This is a genomic window from Pseudomonas sp. W2Jun17 (assembly GCF_023127795.1).
Lineage (GTDB): Bacteria > Pseudomonadota > Gammaproteobacteria > Pseudomonadales > Pseudomonadaceae > Aquipseudomonas > Aquipseudomonas synxantha_A.
Genome location: NZ_SPKO01000007.1, coordinates 735,127 through 755,937, shown reverse-complemented (window position 1 = coordinate 755,937; position 20,811 = coordinate 735,127). Strand labels below are relative to the sequence as shown.

16 protein-coding genes are annotated in these 20,811 nt (G+C 60.3%); 2 read left to right on the top strand and 14 right to left on the bottom strand.

From position 1 onward, the window contains the following. Positions 1-124 precede the first annotated feature (124 nt). Both E4O98_RS06710 and E4O98_RS06705 read right to left on the bottom strand, forming a co-directional pair. Positions 125-526: a nuclear transport factor 2 family protein gene (locus E4O98_RS06710; protein ID WP_103733347.1), complete on the bottom strand. Its 402-nt coding sequence runs from the start codon at positions 524-526 to the stop codon at positions 125-127. Then, a complete protein-coding gene (locus E4O98_RS06705) occupies positions 519-1,706 on the bottom strand; it encodes an MFS transporter (RefSeq protein ID WP_248134482.1) in 1,188 nt (395 codons plus the stop codon). The genes E4O98_RS06710 and E4O98_RS06705 overlap by 8 nt, the downstream gene beginning before the upstream one ends. A 111-nt stretch (positions 1,707-1,817) precedes the next feature. Between E4O98_RS06705 and E4O98_RS06700 the strand changes: the two genes are divergently transcribed. Then, on the top strand, positions 1,818-2,675 hold the full coding sequence (locus tag E4O98_RS06700) for a LysR family transcriptional regulator (RefSeq protein WP_248134480.1): 858 nt from the start codon (positions 1,818-1,820) through the stop codon (positions 2,673-2,675). Here E4O98_RS06700 and E4O98_RS06695 read toward each other — a convergent pair. From E4O98_RS06695 to E4O98_RS06685, 3 genes are all read right to left on the bottom strand, one after another. After that, positions 2,672-3,484 carry an SDR family oxidoreductase gene (locus tag E4O98_RS06695; protein WP_248134478.1) on the bottom strand — a complete coding sequence of 271 codons (813 nt, stop codon included), beginning with the start codon at positions 3,482-3,484 and terminating at the stop codon, positions 2,672-2,674. The genes E4O98_RS06700 and E4O98_RS06695 overlap by 4 nt on opposite strands. 14 nt (positions 3,485-3,498) lie before the next feature. Continuing rightward, positions 3,499-3,963 (bottom strand): hypothetical protein, encoded by a 465-nt coding sequence (locus E4O98_RS06690; protein WP_005784995.1) that lies wholly within the window; start codon positions 3,961-3,963, stop codon positions 3,499-3,501. A gap of 167 nt (positions 3,964-4,130) precedes the next feature. Beyond that, positions 4,131-4,343, bottom strand: coding sequence for a DUF3077 domain-containing protein (locus E4O98_RS06685; protein WP_282445083.1), 213 nt, complete (start codon positions 4,341-4,343; stop codon positions 4,131-4,133). A gap of 193 nt (positions 4,344-4,536) precedes the next feature. On the opposite strand from E4O98_RS06685, the gene E4O98_RS06680 reads away from it, so the two are divergent. Then, positions 4,537-8,265: a DUF6543 domain-containing protein gene (locus E4O98_RS06680; protein ID WP_248134476.1), complete on the top strand. Its 3,729-nt coding sequence runs from the start codon at positions 4,537-4,539 to the stop codon at positions 8,263-8,265. A gap of 140 nt (positions 8,266-8,405) precedes the next feature. Here the strand turns inward: E4O98_RS06680 and E4O98_RS06675 are convergent, their stop codons facing one another. The 9 genes from E4O98_RS06675 to algK all read right to left on the bottom strand — a co-directional run bounded on the left by E4O98_RS06675 (position 8,406) and on the right by algK (position 20,738). Beyond that, on the bottom strand, positions 8,406-9,857 hold the full coding sequence (locus E4O98_RS06675; RefSeq protein ID WP_032877695.1) for a mannose-1-phosphate guanylyltransferase/mannose-6-phosphate isomerase: 1,452 nt from the start codon (positions 9,855-9,857) through the stop codon (positions 8,406-8,408). Between the two features lie 187 nt (positions 9,858-10,044). Then, positions 10,045-10,701, bottom strand: a complete 657-nt coding sequence (locus E4O98_RS06670) for an alginate O-acetyltransferase AlgF (protein WP_005785001.1) — start codon at positions 10,699-10,701, stop codon at positions 10,045-10,047. Between the two features lie 16 nt (positions 10,702-10,717). Continuing rightward, positions 10,718-11,887 carry an alginate O-acetyltransferase gene (locus E4O98_RS06665; RefSeq protein WP_248134469.1) on the bottom strand — a complete coding sequence of 390 codons (1,170 nt, stop codon included), beginning with the start codon at positions 11,885-11,887 and terminating at the stop codon, positions 10,718-10,720. An 11-nt stretch (positions 11,888-11,898) separates the two neighbouring features. Continuing rightward, on the bottom strand, positions 11,899-13,431 hold the full coding sequence (locus E4O98_RS06660) for an MBOAT family protein (RefSeq protein ID WP_032877692.1): 1,533 nt from the start codon (positions 13,429-13,431) through the stop codon (positions 11,899-11,901). A 228-nt stretch (positions 13,432-13,659) separates the two neighbouring features. Further along, the gene (locus E4O98_RS06655; RefSeq protein ID WP_103733353.1) at positions 13,660-14,769 is read right to left on the bottom strand and encodes a mannuronate-specific alginate lyase; all 1,110 of its coding nucleotides are present in this window, start codon (positions 14,767-14,769) and stop codon (positions 13,660-13,662) included. Between the two features lie 8 nt (positions 14,770-14,777). Beyond that, a complete protein-coding gene (locus tag E4O98_RS06650) occupies positions 14,778-16,226 on the bottom strand; it encodes an alginate O-acetyltransferase (RefSeq protein ID WP_248134467.1) in 1,449 nt (482 codons plus the stop codon). An 11-nt stretch (positions 16,227-16,237) separates the two neighbouring features. After that, complete coding sequence (gene algG / locus E4O98_RS06645) at positions 16,238-17,806, bottom strand: mannuronan 5-epimerase AlgG (protein WP_005785009.1); 1,569 nt, start codon at positions 17,804-17,806, stop codon at positions 16,238-16,240. Then, on the bottom strand, positions 17,806-19,293 hold the full coding sequence (locus tag E4O98_RS06640; protein WP_032877688.1) for an alginate export family protein: 1,488 nt from the start codon (positions 19,291-19,293) through the stop codon (positions 17,806-17,808). Before E4O98_RS06640 ends, algG begins: the two co-directional genes overlap by 1 nt. Beyond that, positions 19,290-20,738, bottom strand: a complete 1,449-nt coding sequence (algK, locus tag E4O98_RS06635; protein ID WP_248134492.1) for an alginate biosynthesis TPR repeat lipoprotein AlgK — start codon at positions 20,736-20,738, stop codon at positions 19,290-19,292. The genes E4O98_RS06640 and algK overlap by 4 nt, the downstream gene beginning before the upstream one ends. Positions 20,739-20,811: the final 73 nt, after the last annotated feature.

The window sequence follows — 20,811 nt, the reverse complement described above, 5'->3', positions numbered from 1 at the left end:
AGATCAAAAGCAGATCAAGATCAAGAGCGGCTCGCTTCGCATCGTGGTTACCATTGGCGACTACAAAGTTGTGTAGATACCTATGCTCATCGGGGGCAAGCCCTCTCCCACATTCAGGCCCGCGTTAAGCTTTGATAAACGTCTCATGCAAGTGCCGCCAAAGCAGCGCACCACTGGCCTGCTTCTCGAACACCACCGTGGCGCGGCGATCTGTCTGGGTGCCACTGTCATCCACCTGATGCTCGCGATACGTCACCGTGGCTCCCCGCGCATGACGATCAATCCCGGTCATTTCACTCAAGGTGATTTTCAACCCCGGCCGCATCCCTCCCAGGCGCGTGAACAATGCATTAACCCCGGCCCTGTTGACCCGGGTGCCGGTGGCCGGCGCGACCATGCTGAACTCCGGTGAGAAGCGTGCCAGCAGGTTTTCCAGCGTGCCCTCAGGTGCAACCCCGGCAAACCATTGTTCGATCTCGACGTGAGTCTGGATCACTTCCTCAAAAAAATCGCTGTAGTCAATCATGCTTGGGCTCGCTGCAAGGGTGAAGCAGCGTGCGTATCCTGGAGGCATCCAGGCGCAACACTGCGAAAAGCGGCAACAGGGTCAGAGCTGCCGCTATCGTGAAGGTTATGGCGAAGGAATCCAAGGTCGACAGTACTGCACTGAGCAAGGCGGCGCCGACGCAGAAGCTCACTTGCCGGTTCATGTTCCACAACGCGCTGGCGTGGCCCATGCGCTCGGCGGGAATATCCAGAAAGGCCAGGGTTTGCGCGGTGCTGCTGCACAAGCTGCCGCCCAGGCCCATCAAGACGTAGGCCGCAATGATCAGCGCCGGCTCGTTGAGCAACAGGATGCCGCCGCATTGCAGCACCATGCCCGCCAGCAGCAAAGGTTTCGGGCCGCAGCGATTGAAGAGTTTTTTGCTCAAGTAAATCGCCACTGCCGAGGCCAGTGCCCACGGCAACATGAGCACGCCGGTCTGGGTGGCGTCATACCCCAGGTCACGCACGTAGAGGATGGCGATCAGGCTGGTGCCGATAAATATCCCCGGAATACACAGGTAAACCAGCATTGCCACACGCAGCATCGGGCTGGCGGCTTGTTTGAACATACTGCCCAGGTCCAGGGGCGGGCGTACGGTGGAAGGCACATCGGGTTTTATCCACAGCAGCGCCAGCAGCAGGGTCACCAGCGCCAGAGGCAGGTTGGCGTAGAAAATCCAGCGCCAGGACAGGCTGTCGACAATTACCCCACCCAGCGCCGGAGACAATGCCGGTACCAGCAATGCCACCGACATGACCCGCGCCGTCAACTGGCTGCGCTCGGCCGCGGGAAAGTGTCGGTAAGCCATGGCTTGCCCCACCGGAATCAACAAGCCGCCGCCGAGCCCCTGCACAGCGCGCCAGCCAATCAACGCGTCGATGGAGCCGGCCTGGCCGACCATCACCGATGCCCCGGCAAACAGCAGCAGGCTGGTGGCGATCAGGGTGCGCTCGCCCATGAGCGCCGCCAGCCACACACTCAAGGGAATGATCACCGTCAGCCCGAGCATGTAGGCATTGCTGATCCACGCCAGCCTCGTGACCGAGGCGTGCAGTTCGCGGGCGATGTCCGGGTAGGCGACGGTGGCGACAAACATGTTCACCAGGTCCAGGGCAAAACCCAGTAGAAAGATCCAGGCAATTTTCGAGCGGTAGGTCATGAACGCGATCCTGCGAATGAAGCGCGCAGGGTAGGCGGCAAGCAGGGTTTGGGATACGTCGGTTTGCCTGTTAGTTTGTCAAAAATATTTTGACAAACGGAGGGCGTGGCCATGGTCAGCCTGGATCGATTCGACACCTTCAAGGCCGTGGTCGAGGCCGGCTCGCTCACGGCCGCCGCGGATCTGCTCGGCCAGACCCGCGCCGTGGTCAGCTTCAACCTCAAGCGCCTGGAGGCGGAGCTGGGCGTCACCCTGCTGACCCGCAACACTCGCCAGCTGGCGCTCACCGATGCCGGCGAACGTTTCTACCTGCGCTGCACACGAATGCTCGAAGAGGCGCGCCTGGCGGTGGAAGAGGCCCGTTCCGAACATGCGCAGCTCAAAGGCACGCTGCGCATCACCACCACCGTCGAGTATGCCCTGGCCGTGGTCGCCCCGGCGGTGGAAGCGTTTCGCCGCCTGCACCCGGACCTGAATATCCACTTATCCACATCCTCCACCCACGCCGATTTGATCTCCGAGCGTTTTGACGTGGCTATTCGCCTGGGGCGCTTGCTGGACTCCAATCATCGGGCGGTGCAGTTGTCGACGTTTGAAGTGTTCGCCGTCGCGGCGCCAGCGTTTGCGGGCGTTCAGACCCTGGAGGAGTTGGAGCAGGTGCCCAGGCTGGGCCATGGCCGCTTGACGGAGTTGAGCGTGACCGACCCTGCCGGCGATGGGCATCAATACCGCGCAGGTCCGGCCGCCTTGGTGGCCGACAGTGCGGCGGTGCTCCAGGCGTTTGCGGTGCGTGGCCACGGTGTGGCGATCTTGCCACAGTGGCTTGTGCAGGAGGATTTGGAGGCGGGACGGCTGGTGCGTGTATTGGCGGACTATCGCTTCGCGCCCCAAGGGGTCTACGCGATGTATCCGGATACCCGGCATTTACCGCTTAAGGTGCGGGCGTTTATTGATTTTATGAAGGGTTAGAGTTTACCGCCCAACCCAAAGCGCTTCTTCAACACCTTCTCCAGCAACCCCTTGGGCAACAGCGCCGCCATCAATGGCAACGCCCGGCTGCCATTGCCCGACCTTAGCAGACGCGGTGGCTGCGCTTGCTGCACGGCCTTGAGCACATCCGCCGCAAATTCAGTGGCTGGGGTTGGCTTGTCCTGGGAGGCCTGGCTGCGCGCCCGAATGCCTTCGCGCAACAGCCACCAGGGCGATGTTTCGTTGATCAATAATTCGGCCTGGGCCCCGGCATTCTTCGCAAAATGGGTATTGATCGCACCGGGCTGCACTTCCATCACCCGCACGCCAAACGGTGCCAGTTCCATGCGCAGGGCATCGCTCAAGGCATGGACAGCGGCTTTGGATGCGCAGTAGGCGCCGGCGAACGGCGTCACCAATACCCCGGAAACGCTGCCGATATTCACCACCAGTCCTTTGCTGCGGCGCAACGCGGGAAACAGTGCCTGGGTGACGCCAACGATGGAAAACACATTGGTTTCGAATTGGCGTCGCATCGCCTCGGTGCCGCCATCGAGCAACGGGCCCATGGCGCCGTAGCCCGCGTTGTTGACCAGCACATTCAGTTCGCCCATTTGTTCGGCCAAGCGTTGCAAGGCGGCGCTGTCATTGACGTCCAACTGCACGGCATTGAAGCCAGCGGTAGCGAGGGCGGCGACGTCATCTGGCTGGCGGGCGCTGGCCCACACGTTGAAGCCTGCGGCTTTGAACGCGTCGGCGAGGGCGCGGCCGATGCCGCTGGAGCAACCGGTGATCAGTACGTTGGGCATGCATCATTCCTTTGTCAGTCCGAGAAACTGCCTTGCAGGTGCTCGGCGCGAAATTCCAGGGTTTGCGGGCGATAGCCGGGGCGCAGTGGCGGTGTGGGCAGGCAATCGTCCCAGGTGGCCCCGGCCTGCAACTCGCCGGGGCCTCGATAGCGTGGGGCGGCGTAGACATTGTCGGCCAGGTTGACCGTGTCGCCCGGCGCGTAGGCGGCCACGCGCCAGCGCAGTTCGGTCAACGGCACGTCGTTGCCGTTGTTGAGGGTCAATTTCAGTGGGCGGTCGGCCGGGCAGTCCTGCGGGGCATAGCTGATGCGCAACTCAAGGCGTGCCAGTTGCGCGGCTTCGCGGTTGTCCAGCCACACCACCCAGACGGCGACGAAACCCAGGCCGACGGCAGCCGCCAGCGAAACCGGCAGCGCCTTCGCCGGGTAGCGCAGCAGCAGGATCAGCCAGGTGATGATCAGGAGAACGCCGAAGAACATGGAGACCACCTCGAATGGGGAACGAGCATCCTAACTTAAGCGTAGGTGGGATTGGTTAACTTGAGTGCTGTGGTGGCCGTGCGGGCCTCATCGGGAGCAAGCCCCCTCCCACCTTTGATTTGTGAACACATTCAAATGTGGGAGGGGGCTTGCTCCCGATGACTTACTTACTGAGCAGCAGCGTCCACCTGCAAACCTTCGATGTGGGCCTCGACCAAGGCCAAGCCGGTTTCGGCTAATTGCAAGCTGGCCCAATTCAGGTAGCTCTGGTGTTCGGTGTATAGGTCCTGAGCAGCCAGGGTGAGGACTCGAGCGGTGCCCAGTACATGACTGGCATGTTCCAGCGCATGTTCGAGGGGAAGGGGCTGTACGCCAGGCAGGTGTTTTTCACTTCAATCAATAGGACCGTACAGTGCCCTGGTACTTGGTCTTGCATTTTCAGCAGAGCTCACAGCGTTCTGCTACTTGAGCTTACATTCGGGACAGGAACCGGAGCGCATTGAACGTCCACTTATCTGACGACCTACAGGGAGGTAGCGGCGACGTTCAACTCTTCTATGTAAGGTTTATTCCATGTTTGCAGCGACCGAAAACTCGACCCACCTTTCCCCCCCACAAAGCGTTGTTGCCCCAAACGCATTGGCCACCCAAACCGATATTGCCGTTGAAACATCTGCGCAACCCCCTGTTCACCTGCCACCGGTATTGACCTACGCGCCGGACGGTATTCCTCTTCCCACCTCGGCCGGCATACCCCCGGTCGGGGTGGAATACCCACGGCTCATGCAGCAATTCAAGGTTACCAATCAGGAGGCGTTTGTCACCCAACACGCCCTTCAGTCCCGCGACATGCAGCGTTTGCACGGTGAGCAACCGAGCTTCCAGCACTTCCTGCGCCAGCAAGTGGACCAAATGTTTCCGTACATGTCGACCCTGAAGCCACAAGACCTGGTCTTCAAGCGCTGGGTCGAGCAGGACGATGGCTCTATCAAAACACTGTCGTCCGAGCCGGTGCTGGACGCCTTGAACAGGAAGGTTGCGACCTTGCTGGCCAATCCTGGCCAGCAGCCCGTCGTTGACGATGTTGAACAGTCCGGCATTTTTACCCCGGACACGGACACTAGCCCGGGCACCCTCGTCACGCCACAGTTGACACTGGATACGATTGCCCAGCGCATGGTCACGCAGTTTCCGATGGCCCTTCAAACCTTCTGGACAACCCCCCGCCCGACGTTGAAAGACCCTCAGGTTCTGCAGGCCCCTCAAGACCAGTTGTTGACCTTGCACAAGCAACAACTGTCGACGCTGGCGGCATTGCGCGTGAGCGATGGAACACTGAGCGCGGCGAGCAAGCGGTTGATCGACGCAGCACTGCAATACCCCACGCTGGCTGAACGGGAAGCTGTCTTCCCCAATGGCGCACGCCCTGGTGTCTACCCGCTTACCGTTGATGACGGTAGCGAGCGGGGAGCCTTGATGGCGGGCTGCTTCCTAATCACCAGCACCGACGGTTCCGGGGCCACGCCCCCCGTCTGGACCAAAGGCCGGACCTTGGCACTCGATGAGACTAATGGGCCGGTCGTGCTGTACACCCCGGGTGAGGGGTTCGAGCAGTTTGCGACGCCAGCCCTGGCGCGCCAGGCGATTGCAGCGCGCCTTGATGAGGGGGGCACCGACGCGGACCTACTGTTGCAAACACTGCCGTTGTCGTTACAAAACAAGTCGGAACCGCCTTCTGGCGACGATGTGATGTTGAGCGCCGAACCCTTGACGGGGGATGTGCTGGCCGAAGGCATCCCCTGGATGCTCAAGCGTCAGCAGGAGGAAGTCGTTGCGAATCTCGCCCGGGTATCGACAGAGCCGGGAGCACTCAAGCGCATGGATGATGCCGCTGACTGGTCGTACCTGCTCAGTGGCGAAAACGCCATGGCGGCGCGAGATGAACAACTGGCTGACAAGCTGGCCCCCGAGTGGCTGAAAAACCTGAGCCCGGCCCAGGAAGCGTTGTTTGATTACCTGGAACACTCCGAGGACCGCAGTGCAAATGCGCTGGCGTCATCGCTGGCAACCCTTCCTTCTCTGGGTAGCTTTTCCCGCGATCGGATGAACGAAGCGATCAAACGGCAGTTCCCCGCTGCGCAGGTCGATGCGGACAAGCTGATGGTGCGGGTGAAAACCAGGTCCAATCCTCACACTGGCGGGCAAAGCAGCAGTCATACGCTCACCGTCAAGCAGCACCGCGTATCGCTGACTGATCTGGCGCTGAAAAACCCCAGTGAGTTTCCAGCCGTCCAGCACGGCCACTTCAGCCAGTCCACCTTCGAACTGCCGCTGACCGATACTCACGGCAACCCTCTGCTGGGCGACGATGGCAAGCAGGTCATCCTGGATACCGAGCAGCTCAAAGCGTTGGTCAACACTGCCGATGTGGGAGGCGCCTATACTGAGCTGCTTAAACAGGAGTTGGCCACGGATGCCGAGTCGGGTGCTGCCGGCGACGTCCGCAAAGCGTGGAAAATCCACCTGAGCGACATGCTGGATAAAGAGGCTTTTCTCGCAGCACTCAACCCCAATACCTACAACATAGACGCTACCCAAGACACCAGTACCAAACGAGGAGCGCAGTGGGTCGCGGCTGTTCTTGACTACCCGGACCCGGCTGACCGGCCTCTGGTGGATGGGAAAAAAATTGTCACCAGTGCCCTTATTCAGCGTGGGTTGCCGGTTCAGGGCGCGATGGTGATTGGCAATGACACAGACGCCTCGCTTGTACTGTGCACGCCGAATGCGCCCGACGGCGTGTGTTTTCGCGAATTGGCGGATGTGAATGCGCTGAACGCCTTGATGGAGAAAAAGGAGTGGAGGCTCTACACCGCGAGCAGAGCGTCGCCGGTCGATAAAAACGACGTGGTTAAAGCTGGCGAGGCGATCAAGGAGCGCGCATTCGATCCGACGAAGAGCCCATTGCGCACGCTGGATGCGCTCGTCACTGCATTCAAATTGACGAGCGCTCCGGTGACACTCAAACCCTTCGATGGCAACTTTCAGGATGAGCTGTACAAGCAGAAAGTGAAGTTGCTCATCGATCACGCGGACCACCAAAGCGTCAGCAGCGCAGAGGTTGCGCATCAATCGAGAATCAACAAGGTTCAGTTCGGCATTGAGGTGGCCTCCATCTTCCTTGACTTGTTGCCAGTGCTCGGAAAAGGCATCTCCATGGGGGTTCGCTTAGGAAAGGCTGGCGTGACGGCCTTGCGCGCCAATGCTCGAATCTTGCCGCGGCTGCTCAAAAGTCCGGGCGCGATGCGTGCGGTCTACTCGGATTTCACGATGGCCGCCTCTGGTATTCCCAATGTGAATGCCGTGCCGTTGCGGCCGGTGTTCAAAAGCCCGGTGGTGCCGCCAGCCCCTCCAGTCATCGCCAGAGCACCAACGGCCGGCACGAGTCCAAACCTTGATCTGAGCGCCTTCTCCGTGTCGGAAGATGTCATCAAAGGCCGCATTTTGAGGCCGGACGGTACCTATAACGTGGGCGATAATTTTTACGTGCGCTATACCGACAGTACCGGGGTCAACAAGGTGTATCAGATTGATTCGGCCTTCCACGCACGTGACGGGCGGGTCGCTATCGTGGATCCTCAGGCGCCATTGACGACGTCTAAGCTCTATAGGGTTCAAGCATTTCTGGGGTCTGCGGGTAACGGTGAGTGGCGATTGAGCCGATTGCCGGGCGGGGTTCCCACTGCTACGGGGACATCCCGGCCGAACAAGCGTCCGTTGGACCAAGGCAGCTTTTCAGGCAACGTCGACACGAATAACGCGACAAGTGCTCAACCGGCCAATAAGCAACCTAGAGTGGAGGGCGTCCCTGACGGTTTAAAGGCGCTGCTGGATCCACCGGTAAAAGGTCAGAATGTTTTTTATCACTACACCGGGAAAAATCCTCATCACGAAATCATGGGTGAGAAAGCCCTGACTTCTTCAGCGTCAGATTTTGATGGTCAACGTCTGCCCCAAGGTAAAGGCAGGCATTACTTTACGGACTTGGCGCCAGGAGATATGCCGACCAAAAAGATTTCCGAAACCATCTTTGGGAAGCGTAAATATCAAAATGCGTTGGATAAAATGTCGCACTACTATGAAATCAATACGTCGGGGTTGAACGTTATCCAAAGCTCTCATAACCCACATATTTTTTATGTGGAGACGAAGTTTGCAATTCCTTTGCAGTACCCAGCTGGTCCTGACCGTGTAATGGTCAATCGCGTTATTTCTCATGGGAAAACGCCAATTAAAATATAAGCCCATGGCGTTGGCCGGTATTGGGTAAGGGCTCATGATGGCTTTAAATTGACCACAAAGGCCCAAACAAAAAGCCCCCACCCAACCCACTGCGGATAGGGGACGCAATGGGTTGGGTAAGGGCTTCTTGTACGACTGTTTTATTGCGCGATAGTTTTCACCGAAACACCTCGTTCAACCGGTGTCGAGCGCCCGTAGATATCTTCGAACCGCTCGATATCGTCTTCGCCCAGGTAGCTGCCCGATTGCACTTCGATGATCTCCAACGGGATCTTGCCCGGGTTGCGCAGGCGGTGCACCGAGGCGATCGGGATGTAGGTGGACTGGTTCTCGCAGAGCAGGAACACGTTGTCGTCACAGGTGACTTCGGCGGTGCCGCTGACCACGATCCAGTGTTCGGCGCGGTGGTGGTGCATTTGCAGCGACAGGCACGCGCCCGGCTTGACCGAGATGTGCTTGACCTGGAAGCGGCCGCCCATGTCCACCGAGTCGTAGGAGCCCCACGGACGGTAGACTTCGCAGTGGTTCTGGGTTTCGCTGCGGCCTTGCTCGTTGAGCGTGTTGACCATCTGTTTGACGCCCTGGACCTTGTCCTTGTGGGCAATCATCATCGCGTCCTTGGTTTCCACCACCACGATGTTGTCCAGGCCGATCACCGATACCAGTTTGCCGTTGCCATGCACCATGCAGTTGCGGCTGTCCTGGATCACCACGTCGCCTTTGCTCACGTTGCCGTTGGCGTCTTTATCATTGACCGCCCACAGCGAGGCCCAGCAACCCACGTCGCTCCAGCCGGCGCTCAATGGCACCACGCAGGCACGCTGGGTTTTTTCCATCACTGCGTAGTCGATGGAATTGTCCGGGCAGCAGGCAAAGGTGGCGTCGTCGAAGGTCACGGTGTCGTGGGTCTGCTCGCTGCGCTCCAGGGTCAGTACGCAGGTGTCGTAGATGTCCGGATCGTGCTTTTTCAGCTCTTCGAGGAAGCGGCTGGCGCGGAACAGGAACATACCGCTGTTCCAGAAGTAACCACCGCTTTTGACGAACTCGATGGCGCGCTTTTCATCGGGCTTTTCCACGAACTGCTGCACGCGGCTCACGCCTTCGGGCAACAGCGAGTCGTTGGTGGACTTGATGTAGCCATAGCCGGTTTCCGGACGGGTCGCCGGTACGCCGAACAGCACCATCTCGCCACGCTCGGCCGCCACGGTGGCCAGGGCCAGGGCACGTTGCAGGGCTTTCTGGTCGTCGATCACGTGGTCGGCAGGCAGCACCAGCATCAGCTCGTCACGGCCTTCGTTGACCAGCATCATCGCGGTCAGGGCCACGGCCGGTGCGGTGTTGCGCCCAAAGGGCTCCATCAGGATGCGTTGGCATTCAAGCTTACGTGCGCTCAGTTGCTCGTTGACGATGAAGCGGTGGTCCTTGTTGCAGACCACGATCGGGGAGTCCATGCCTTCGAACACCAGGCGCTCCAGGGTTTGCTGGAACAGCGTGTGTTCGCCGGTCAGGGCCAGGAACTGCTTGGGGAACTGTTTACGCGAAAGCGGCCAAAGACGTGAGCCGCTACCACCGGAAAGGATTACTGGGATCATGGGTGTTTCTCCTTGAATCAGTTTGGGTCAGAGCTACGAAGGTTTGTCGTTTCACTCTTGTTTTTGTCTCGGTCCTGAGTTGAAAACCGGTCAGTGTGGGAGCTGGCTTGCCTGCGATGGCGCCTACAAGACCGCCATCGCAGGCAAGCCAGCTCCCACAAGGGGACGTGTCAACTCAGGGAAATAATCAGCGGGTCGACACTGGGCGCTTGACCCAGACTGGCGACAGGCTCGAACCGGAACCGGTGACATACAGCACCGCTGCCTCACCACGCTCCAGGGCCACCGGCTTCACATCGCCGACCTTCTTGTCACCGTCATACAGCGCCAGGCTCACTTTCACCGGGTTGATTTCACGTTCGCCACGGCCCTTGGCGGCCACCGACTTGACCACATCGGTCTTGCCGTCGGCAGTTTTCAGGCTCAGGGCCTTGTCGCTGAGGTTCTGCACGCGTACCAGGGATTTCTGCTTGTTCTTGAATGGCGGTTCTTCGATCAATTGCGGCTGGCCGCTTCCGCTGTTGACCAGGGTGTAGTAGTGGTCGGCGGCGAGTTTGACCGGCACGGTCTGGCTGCCGACCTTGGCGCTGTAGTCACCGCCCGGCATGAAGCTGAAGTCGCTGCTGGCCAACGGTGCAACGTCGCTGAGGTTGGTGGCGCCGACGGTGGCGCTGACTTCCTGGTTGCTGGCGTTGTAGATGCGCACGAAGCTGGAGCCCTTTGGCGCGGTTGGGCCGTAGAGGGCGGCGTCACCACCGGCGAAGGCGGACATTGATACGAAGCTCAGGCCGGCAGCGATAGCCAGGGTCTTGGCGAGACGACGAGGAGTAGTAGTGAAAGTCATGTGAGTTACCTCTCTTTCAGTTTTGCGCCCGGTCGGGCGTCTCGGATTTAGTGTTGATTGCCATGTTCTGTTGGCGCGAACCGGCTTGTTTAAGCTGCGCAACCCACGCTGGGTCGGCGTCACCGATTTCGTTATTCACGGGCAGATAGCGTTCGGGGAATTCCCAGATCAGCAGCTGGGGCGGGTTGTTCTTGAAATCGTCACTTTTGAGGTAGCTGAGCATCGGCAGGATCGGGCCGTGGCCGTCTTCGGCGTAGCTGACCACGTCGCTGTGCAAGGCTTGCTTGAGCGCGCCCACGAAGTTCCAGTTGGGGTTGGCGCTGTAGCTGGTGCCCACCAGGGCCACCGGGGTTTCGCTGTCGCTGAACAGCGCGTCATCACCTTTTTCTTCGGCCAGGTGCGTGACGCGTTTTTCCAGCGGCTCTTTAGGCGGCATCAGGTTTTCGAACAGCGGGTCCAGGGGCAGGAACAGACGCAGGTCGCCTTTGTGTGGCTCGATCTTTTCGGCCTCGGTGACAAAACGCTGCGGCTCGCCACTCAGCGGGGTCTTGTCTGCAATCGCCTTGGCCAGTTGCTTGGCGGCGATTTCCGCACCGTCCGGAGTCCAGTGAGTGTCTGTACGCAGAAACACCTGCTTGCCACCCAGCTTGGCCTGTTGCAGCGGGCTGAGCAGGTCGGGAGCCGGGATGTTGTCGGCGGCGACCCGGGCGTGGAAGTCCTGGTACAAGTTGGCGTGGATGCTCGCCGGCTTCACCTCACCCAGGTGTTCCGGGTACAGGCGCACCTTGGCCGGCACAATCGCCATCACCAGTTGGATGCCTTGGGCCTTGAGTTTCTGGCGCACGCCTTCGACCAGTGCGTAATTGCCTTCAAGGTTCTGGTCTTCGTTGACGGCGGGATTGAACTCCTCGTCGCTGTACAGCCAGTGGTCGCGGCCCAGCACTACGCCAGGGCGACCTTCATTGAACAGCTTGTAGTCCAGCGCAGCCCACAGGTTGGTGCCCAGGCGCTTGATCGGGAACTCCTCGTCATAGTGAGTCTCGACGGCTTTGGTCCAGCGACCGTTAAGCACCGTGGCATCAGCGTTGGTGCTGAAGCCAAAGAAGCTGCGCAGTGACCACGCCCCCAGTGCCAGCAGCAGCACCAGGAACAGGCCGATATAGAGGACGCGTAATGAACGGGTCATGGTCGGCTCCCTCAGAATTGGAAGTAAAGGAACGGCGAGAAACTCTGCGCCGACAGTTTCAGGATCGACGCCACGAACAGCAGCAGCACCGCAGCGCGCATGGCGTAGCGTGGCCAGTCAGCGGTCCAGTAGGCCGGTTGCACAGCGGCGTCACGGCCCACGCTGAAACCGGGCTCGTGAATGCTGCCTGGGTTGTCGCCCGGTACCGCCTTGATCAGGCTCGGATCGGCCGGCTTGGTCTTGTCGGCTGGGCGGTTGGTGTAGAAATCGCGCAGGCCGAAGAACGCCAGGGTTGCGTAGGCCACGACCAACGTTGCCACTTGCAGGCCGGTAAGGTTGGCGCGGTTGAGTTCCGACAGCGACCATTCGCTGAAGCTGAACATCGCACCGTACATGCGGCCTGCGACGTGCAGGTTTTCGGCGCGGAAGATCACCCAGCCCATCACCACCAGCAGGAAGGTGAAGGCCCAGCGCAACACGTTGAAGCTGCGCGGCGCAGTATTGAGGCCGATGGCTTTTTCAATCGCCAGCCACATGCCGTGCCAGGCGCCCCACACGATGTAGGTGATGTTGGCGCCGTGCCACAGGCCACCGAGCAGCATGGTCAGGAACAGATTGCGGTAGGTGGTCAGCGTGCCTTTGCGGTTGCCGCCCAGGGTGATGTACAGGTAATCACGCAGCCAGGTAGAGAGGCTGATGTGCCAGCGCCGCCAGAACTCGGTGATCGACTGGCTGATGTATGGCTGCTTGAAGTTTTCCATGAAGCGGAAACCCATCATCAAGCCCAGGCCGATGGCCATGTCGCTGTAGCCGGAGAAATCGAAGTACAGCTGCGCGGTGTAGGCCAGCGCGCCGAGCCAGGCGTCACCGGTGGTGGGATTTTGCAGGGCGAAGCAATGGTCGGCCACCACCGCCAGGGTGTCGGCAATAAATACCTTCTTGATGAAACCCTGCATGAACCGCGTGCAACCCTCGGAGAACTTGTCGAGGGTGTGGGTGCGGTTGTTGAACTGGTCGGCCAGGTCGCGAAAACGTAGCACGGGGCCGGCGATCAGGTGCGGGAAGATTGCCACGAACGCCGCGAAGTCGATCAGATTGCGGGTCGCCGGGGTATCGCCACGGTACACGTCGATGATGTAGCTGATGGACTCGAAGATGTAGAACGAGATCCCGATCGGCAACAGCACGTGGGTGAGAATGAACGGCTCCAGGCCCGCTGACTTCATCATTACATTGATGCTGTCGACGCCGAAGTTGGCGTACTTGAAGTAGCCGAGGATGCACAGGTCGACCGCCACGCCGAGCAGCAGCCAGCGCTGCGCCGGCTTGGTGCGCACGCCGGCGGCACCGACCTTGAGGCCGATCCAGTAATTCCACAGCGTGACGGCGGCGAACAGCGCCAGGAAGTCCACTCGCCACCAGGCGTAGAACACGTAGCTGGCAATCAGCAGCAGCAGATTGCGATAGCGTTGCCCGCTCAAGTAGTACAAGCCGAGAAAGATCGGCAAGAACAGAAACAGGAACACATTGGACGAGAAAACCATCCCGATCTCTCCATGTTTAACCAACAGTCAAGGGCCAGAGCCCCCCCAAACCCCCCCACGATTTCGGAGGAGGTTGTATTGCAATTTCACTGAAGGAACCGGGTTAACGGTGGGAGCTGGCTTGCCTGCGATGGCGGTGTATCAGTCGACATCAATGTTGAATGTCAGACCCCTATCGCAGGCAAGCCAGCTCCCACAGTTGGACCGAGTCCAACCGGGAGCTATGTATCAGCTGCCTTTGTTGCCTTTTTCGTGCGCCGGGTCGTACACCTTGGTCAGGTCGCCACCCAGGCGGAACGTCTTGAAGGGTTGCATCCCGTGCTTGCGCTCGATCACATCCGGCGCGCAGGTGTAGAGGGTGCAGAAGGGTTCAAGCCAGGCGAATTTCATGTCCTGCTTCAAGTCCTTCATGTCCTGCTCTTTACCGTTCTTCTGTTCGAAGATGTCCGGATCTTTCACCCCGGCCAGCACTTTGTCGCCCAGGCGCTTGAGCGCGCTGTTGTTTTCCTGGCGCAGGTCCACACCGTTGACCAGGGCAAAACTGGCGATCATCGACAGCGGCGGCAGGGCGTAGTTGTGGTACGACAAGGCGCGCTGCTGACGCTTCAATTCGTTCGGCAAGAAGCCCTGGTCATCGACCTGGTTCACACCGACCTTGTATTCCTTGACGGCCCAATCGAACAGGTCGCGACGGTTGGTGGCGATGGAGGTCGCCATCACCGACCAGGCGGCCCAGTAAGAGTGGTTGTTGGTTTTTTCCAGGGGCAGGTTGTCCCAGTCGCTCACCACCTGATCGGCCAGCTTGTTGAACCAGGCTTCGATCAGTTGCGACTCCTGCTGATGGTTGGCCAGCGGGTGAGATTCGGAGAACTTCAGGCGTACATAGGCCGAGGCCATGCTGCCCAGTGCCCATTTGCGCATGGACTTGCCGGTGTGGTTGAAGTCCTTGGACATCAGTGCGTCGGCCTTGGCCCACGAGACCAGCCAGTTCAGGGTGCATTCGAGCTGCTGCGGGCGACCGTCGCGCATGAACTGCATCACCCGTTTGCTGGTGTCTTTTTCCAGCTTGGTGATGTCGGCGGTGCTATCGCGGAAGGCTTTTTCCGACTGCACGTTCAGCGTGGAGCGCGCCTTGTCCGAACCTTCGTACTTGCTGCGAAACTGCAACGGCCCGGTGTAGGGCGTCGGCATGGTGTCGCAGTTTTCCTTGAAGTCGCCGGTCTTGAACGCTTCGATCGGTGCGAAATAGCCCTGGGGCGGGCGCAGCGGCGCGGCGGCGTTGGCTGCCCCGGCGAAGATCGCCAGGCCCAGTAACGATGGAATCAATAGCTTCTGCATAAGTAACCTCATTGCCCAGTTGAAGCGGTCTGCTGACCACCGCTTGGGAATACGTTGCGTGTGCAAATTTTCGCTTCGACTTTCTGCGCGGCAGCACCCTTTTCCGGGCCCTGCACTTCCACGGCCAGCAAGTTCTGCGAGGCCCAGTCTTCATCGGTGCGCAGTTCAAAGGCGAAACGCCCGTCTGTATCGGATGTCTCGGGTTTCTCGATCTTGATGTCCTCGTGGCGACCGTTCATGTACCAGAGGGTGGCTTGCAAGGTTTTTACCGATGGATCGGCGAAGCGGATATCGACCTGATGGTTGGCGTTGCGCAGGTCTTTGTTCGCGCTGTTGACCATCAGTTCGTTCTTGCCGGGCTTGAGGGTGGTGCTGGCGGACATCTGTGCAGGCTTGCCTTCGCAACCGTTGTCCAGCAGCGCCATCATCTGGCGGTAGATGGTTTCCTGGTCGAGACGGTACAGCGGCGAGAATTCCCAGATCAGGATCTTCGGTGGGGTCTTCTGGAACTCGTCGCTGCCCAGGTACTGCAACATCGAGCCTTCCAGGCCACCGCCGGGGAAGGCGACGTTGAGGATGTCGGCACCGATTTCTTCTTCGAGGAAACCGGCGAAGTTGTAGTTCTTGCCGCTGTGGCTGGTGCCCACCAGGGTGATCTGCGGGTTGCCCGAATCGCTGAACAGGTCACCGTCACCGGCTTCGCCCTTGGGCTCGGTGGTGAACTGGTCCATGTACTGGATCGCATAGCTGGTGCCGCACAGTTGCCCGGCCATGTTGTGCAGGGTGCCGGTCTTGCCCATGCGGCCCGAGCGCTTGGTCTCGAATTCGCGCTTGGGAATCTCGGCGTACTCCGGCATCTGCTTGACCTTGGCGGCGACGATCTTCGCCGTGCGCTGGGCGCCGTAGGGGGTCCAGTGCTGGTCGCCGCGGAAGTAGAAGTCGTGAGCCGGCAGTTCGTCCGGCAACTGCTCGTTGGTAAGCGGCGACAGGTCCGGCACCACGTAGCCCATCTTGGCGAAACGGCCAAGCATGGTCTTGTAGTTGGTCAGCGCCTTGTCGAAGTCGAAGTTGGCTTTTTCTTCAGGGTTGAGCTTGTTGCGGTTCACCAGGCCACGGGTTGGCTGGTAGACCACCACCAGTTCCACGCCCTTGGCCTTGAACGCATCGTGCAATTGCTGCATGCGTTTGTAGCCGGCCGGTGTGGTGTCGAATTCGGTGCGCAGGTCTTCCTGGGTTCGGAACAGCCAGTCGCCCTGGGCTTGTACCAGGGTGGTGAAGTTCTGCTGGTAGCGCGTGGTGTAGTTCTTCGCGTCATGGGCGGCCGGGCACAGGCTGCAGCACGGTTCGGCGGTGAAGGTCGGTGCTTTCACTTCATCGGCGCGCACGCCCTGGCTGGCTGCCAGCAGGCCGAGGGTCAGACCCGAGAGGCTCAACAGCTTGATCATGTGTGGGTGCATAAGGGTCATCCTCAGTCCTGCAATTCGGTCTGGCGTTCGACGGGGTCGATCAGCACGGCTTTCTGCTGGCGCACCAGCAGGTCGAGAATTTCTTCCTGGCGATCGCCCAGAATGCCGGAGAAGCTGATACCGCTGGATTTGGTCGGCGCCAGCATCGACACGCGATACAACTCGATACTCAACGGCGAATCGATGGACAGCGGCCCGCTGCCGTTACCCGCCAGTTCACCACCCACCACGATCAGCGAGACCTTGGCATCGAATGGGTCGAGGGCGATGTCGCGGTCGGTGTCGGTCAAGTCCTTGATGTGGCCGTACACGCCGGTCAGCCCGTTGGCCATCGAGGTATTTTCGTAGAGCTTGATGTTCACGCTGTTACGCACGCGGATACCGTGGCGACGGTTGCTGATCACCTTGTTGCCCCACAGCAGGTTGTCACCGCTCTCATAGAGGGTGATGCCGTCGGTGTGGTTGCGGTAGATCTCGTTGTCGGCGATCAGGTTGTTGACGCTGTTACGGTCGATCACCAGGCCCGAGAGCTTGTTGTCGTAGCTGCGGTTATTGAAGATGAAGCTGTCGTTCACTTCCCGGGAAATGATGATGCCGTGCTTCTTCTTGGTGCCGTATACGGTGTTGTCGGCGATGATCAGGCCGTGGGAACGGTCATGGGGGTCAATGCCGTAGACGATGTTGTCTTTGTAGGTATTGCCCTTGATCACAAAGCCCGTGGTCTCGTAGCAGTAGAAGCCGTACCACATGTCCGAGAACTCGGAGTCGATGATCCAACCGGTCGGCTCAGGACGCTTGAGCACCTTGGCCATGTTCGGCGTGTACTGGGAAATACTCACCCCGTAGGACTTACTGTTGGCGTAGCCGAAGCTGGCCATCTTGGTCTTGGAGATATAGGTCTCAGTGCCGCCCCAGGCCAGCAGGAACGGGCGGAATTCCTTGGGCGACTTGAACAGGGCAGGGCCGTTGGTTTTTTCATCCCAGCCGGTGACCTTGGTGTCACGTACGAACAACTGGCCGTCGTTGATCAAAAACGAGCCGGCTTGCTGGGACAGGCGCAATTCCTGGGTGTTCTTGTCGATATCGAGGATGCCTTTGCGGCCCACCACAATCGGTAGCTTGGCCAGGAACACTCCCGGCGAAGTCTCGCTGAAGTACTGCTTTGGCACCTTGCCCAGCAGGTCCTTGAGGTTCATGTAGCCGTCGTCGACAAAGATTGCCTGAGGAATGCCATGCTGGCGCACCACCCACTCGGCCATCTTGTTATCGCCACCGATAAAGTCCTTGAGCGCGTCTTCCTGCATCATGCGGCGGATGCTGATCTTGCCCGCCTTGGTCTTGATGATCTTCTTTTCCATCGCCGCAGCGGTGTAGCCCGACAGATCGGGCAGCGCCGGCTTGGCCATTTCCAGCGGCGCGGTGGGCGGGCTGGAAATGGTGTAGGTCTTGGCCTGTTGCAGTTCCTTGGCGATGATCGGCGCCTTGGCCGCCGTATCGGCAAACGCTGTGGCGCTGGCCATCAGCATTGCCGCGACGAGTAGGCTTTGAGCATTCATGGCGCAGGCTCCCATCAGAATTTCCAGACCACGTCGACAAACGCGCGGTGCATGTAGGAGTCGACCTGGCTGCCATAGGCGTCGCCCGGCTTGAACACGCCGGCACGCAAGCGCACCAGGGCCGATGGCTCGTCGATCGACTGGCTCAGCGCGGCGGGCAGCAAGCCTTTCTTGAAGTACTTGGTGACCACCAGGTCCATCTCCTGGCCGAGGTCCTTCTTGCCATCTTCCAGCGGCAGGGAGGTGCTGGAGAGGATCGCGCCGGTGACGTCATCGGTGTTGTTCTGCACCGCATCGATACCGTTGCTGCCCACCGGCTTGTTGCCGTCCACGCGCCAGAACTTGTGGTACACCAGGCTGGCGTCGTAGTCCTCGCGCAGCTGCCAGGAACCGAACAGGCTCATGGACTGCATGTTGTTCATCTCGCCGCGAAACGCTTCACCGAAGCGGTGTACGCGGGACTGGGTGCCGGTCCAGTTCGAACGGTTGCTTTGCAGGCCGTTCTGTTCGTATTCGGCGCTGGCACGGGAATAGGCCGCACCCACTTGCCACTGCGGGTCAAGGCGCAGGCGCACACCGATGTCGGTGGCCCAACCGCTGAGGTCATCGCTGCGCTTGGCGCTGGTGGGGCGCGTGCCGTCGGCGTTCAAGGCGTTGACCTTGTCGCGGTCCCCGCGCATACCGGTGATGCTGGCCCAGTAGTTGACGGTGTTGGTATTGCGCCAGTTATAAGCATCGCTGTTGGCTTCGATGCCGAGCCAGGTCAGGTCGCCGTTTTCGCGCTTGTCCAACGGGTCACTGGCCACACCCGGTTCGGCGTAATCGAGCTTGCCGTCGTCATGAGTGTGGTGGCCGCGCAGGCCGATCCACTGGCCCGGCGTCCACTGGTAGGCGGCGTCGGCGTAGAAGTGCTGGCGGTCTTTGTCGACCGGCGAGAGTTCCTTGAGGTCGGTGCGGTATTCGCTGAAACGTTCAGCGGCGCCGACATTGGCCTTGAGCAAGGTGGTGTCGAAGGTCCAGTTCAGCGCTTCGATGTTGGTGTCGCGCCATTGGCCGTCGTCATTGCGCAAGCGCTGGCGACCGAACTTGAGGATCTCGCCGGGGTAGGGCGTGAAGCCGCTGTAGCCGACCCAGAACTCGCGCAGGGCCAGGTAGTTTTTCTTGGCCTTGCGGTCGTCGTTGCTCGATTGTTCGGTGGTGTCATCGGCCGACTGTTGCAGGGTGTCGGTCTCGATGATGTCGCTGGACACGACCGCCTGGCCCATGGCATAGGCGCTCCACGCGCCGCTTTCGCCGTAGATCCAGGGGCGCAGGTCAAGGCCGATACCGTTGACGTCGCCGCCTTTCTGGGTGCCCAGGTCGCGGTCGTCTTCGGACTGCGCGGTGGCTTTGACTTCCAGGCCGAAGTTCTTGGCTTCGGTCAGCGCGGCCAGGGTCGGGCACGACCACAGCAGGGCGAAGGACAGGCCGATACCGGCCTTGACGAATGGGTTGAGCTTCATAGGGATTCCTCGCCGTCTTCTTCTTGCAGGGCGTGCAGTTGCAGCGTGCTTTGGGCCAGGGTGCCGCGGGCGGCCAGTTCCTGTTGCACCAGGCGTTGGCCCTCGGCGCGTTGCTCAGGGGTCAACGGCGCTTCGAGCTGGGTGGCCAGGTCATTGGCCTCTGGCGTGTCCTGGGCCTTGGCCAACTGGCTGAAGACATAGGCGTTCAATGGGTCGGGCTTGGTGCCCTTGCCTTGGGAAAACAGTTGGGCAATGGCAAAGTCGGCGCTGTTCTGGCCGTTGCGCGCAGCGGTCAGCAAGTGGTCCAGGGCCTTTTGCGGGTAGACCTTGCCCAGGTAGCCACGGCGGTAGATCTGGCCGAGGTAGTAATCGGCGGCCACTTCACGGCCCACGGCTTTTTCGAAATGCGCCTCGGCGGCCTTGGCGTCGGCCGGCACCCACTTGCCTTCGTAGTAGAGCTTGCCCAGCAGCAATTCGGCGCGCGGCTGGTCGGCGGCGCGGCCGTTGTCCAGGTACTTCATCATCTGCTCGACATCGCCCAGTTCGGGGAAGTCGTAGAGCAGCTGCGCCAGGCTGACCCAGGACGCCGGGTAGCCGGAGGCGATTTTTTCAAGCAATGCCTGAGCGGTTTTTTCGTCCGGCGTGCCGAGGCTGGCATCACCGAGCACGCGGGCGACGCTGTCGACGCGCTGGGCGGTGACTGTGCCACGGCTGTAGCCGGCTTCCATTTGCTTGAGCAGTTCGGCCTGTTGTTCTGGCTGGGCTTTTTTCTGGTAGACCGTGGCCAGCTCGACATAGCAGATATCGGTGGTGTTCAACGCGGCCTTGCAGATGCGCTCGACATCATCCAGGTGCTGGTCGTAAGTGCCCTGGGTGCGATACAGCAGCACCTGGGCCAGGCCGGCTTCCGGGTAACCGGCCGCTTGCCATTTGCTGATCTGCTGCTGGGCATTCACGTTGGGGAAGCTGTGCGGGTATTGCAGGTACAGCATCGCCAGCGGGATCAAGGTATTGCCTTCGCCATTGGCAAAGGCTTTTTTCAGCAGGCTTTCGGCTTCATGGTGCTCGGCCTCAGTGGCGCCAGGCTTGGCCGCCAGCAGGCGACCCAGGCGTGCCTGGGCACGCGGCGAGGTGTCTGCCGCTGCACGGTAAGTGGCTTCGGCCTGCTTGATTTGCGCCGGATCGCGGGTGCCTACCTGGATATCGGCCAGGCCCACCTGGGCCTCGCTGTAGCCCAGGTCTGCCAGTTGCTGGTAATTCTGCTGCGCGGTGACGGTGTCGCCGCGTTTCAGCGCTTCATTGGCCAGGCGTTGGTCGGGCAGGCCGGCGCAACCGGCCAGGCTCACGGCCAGTGCCAGCGCGCAGTACGCAGAGGCCAAGTGAAATCTGCTCTGTGTGGGAGCTGGCTTGCCTGCGATGGCATCGCTGCGGCGCAACTGATGCACCGAGTCGCCTGCATCGCGGGCAAGCCCGGCTCCCACAGAGGTCAGCGGTGTTGTTGGAATAGGGTTCACAGGC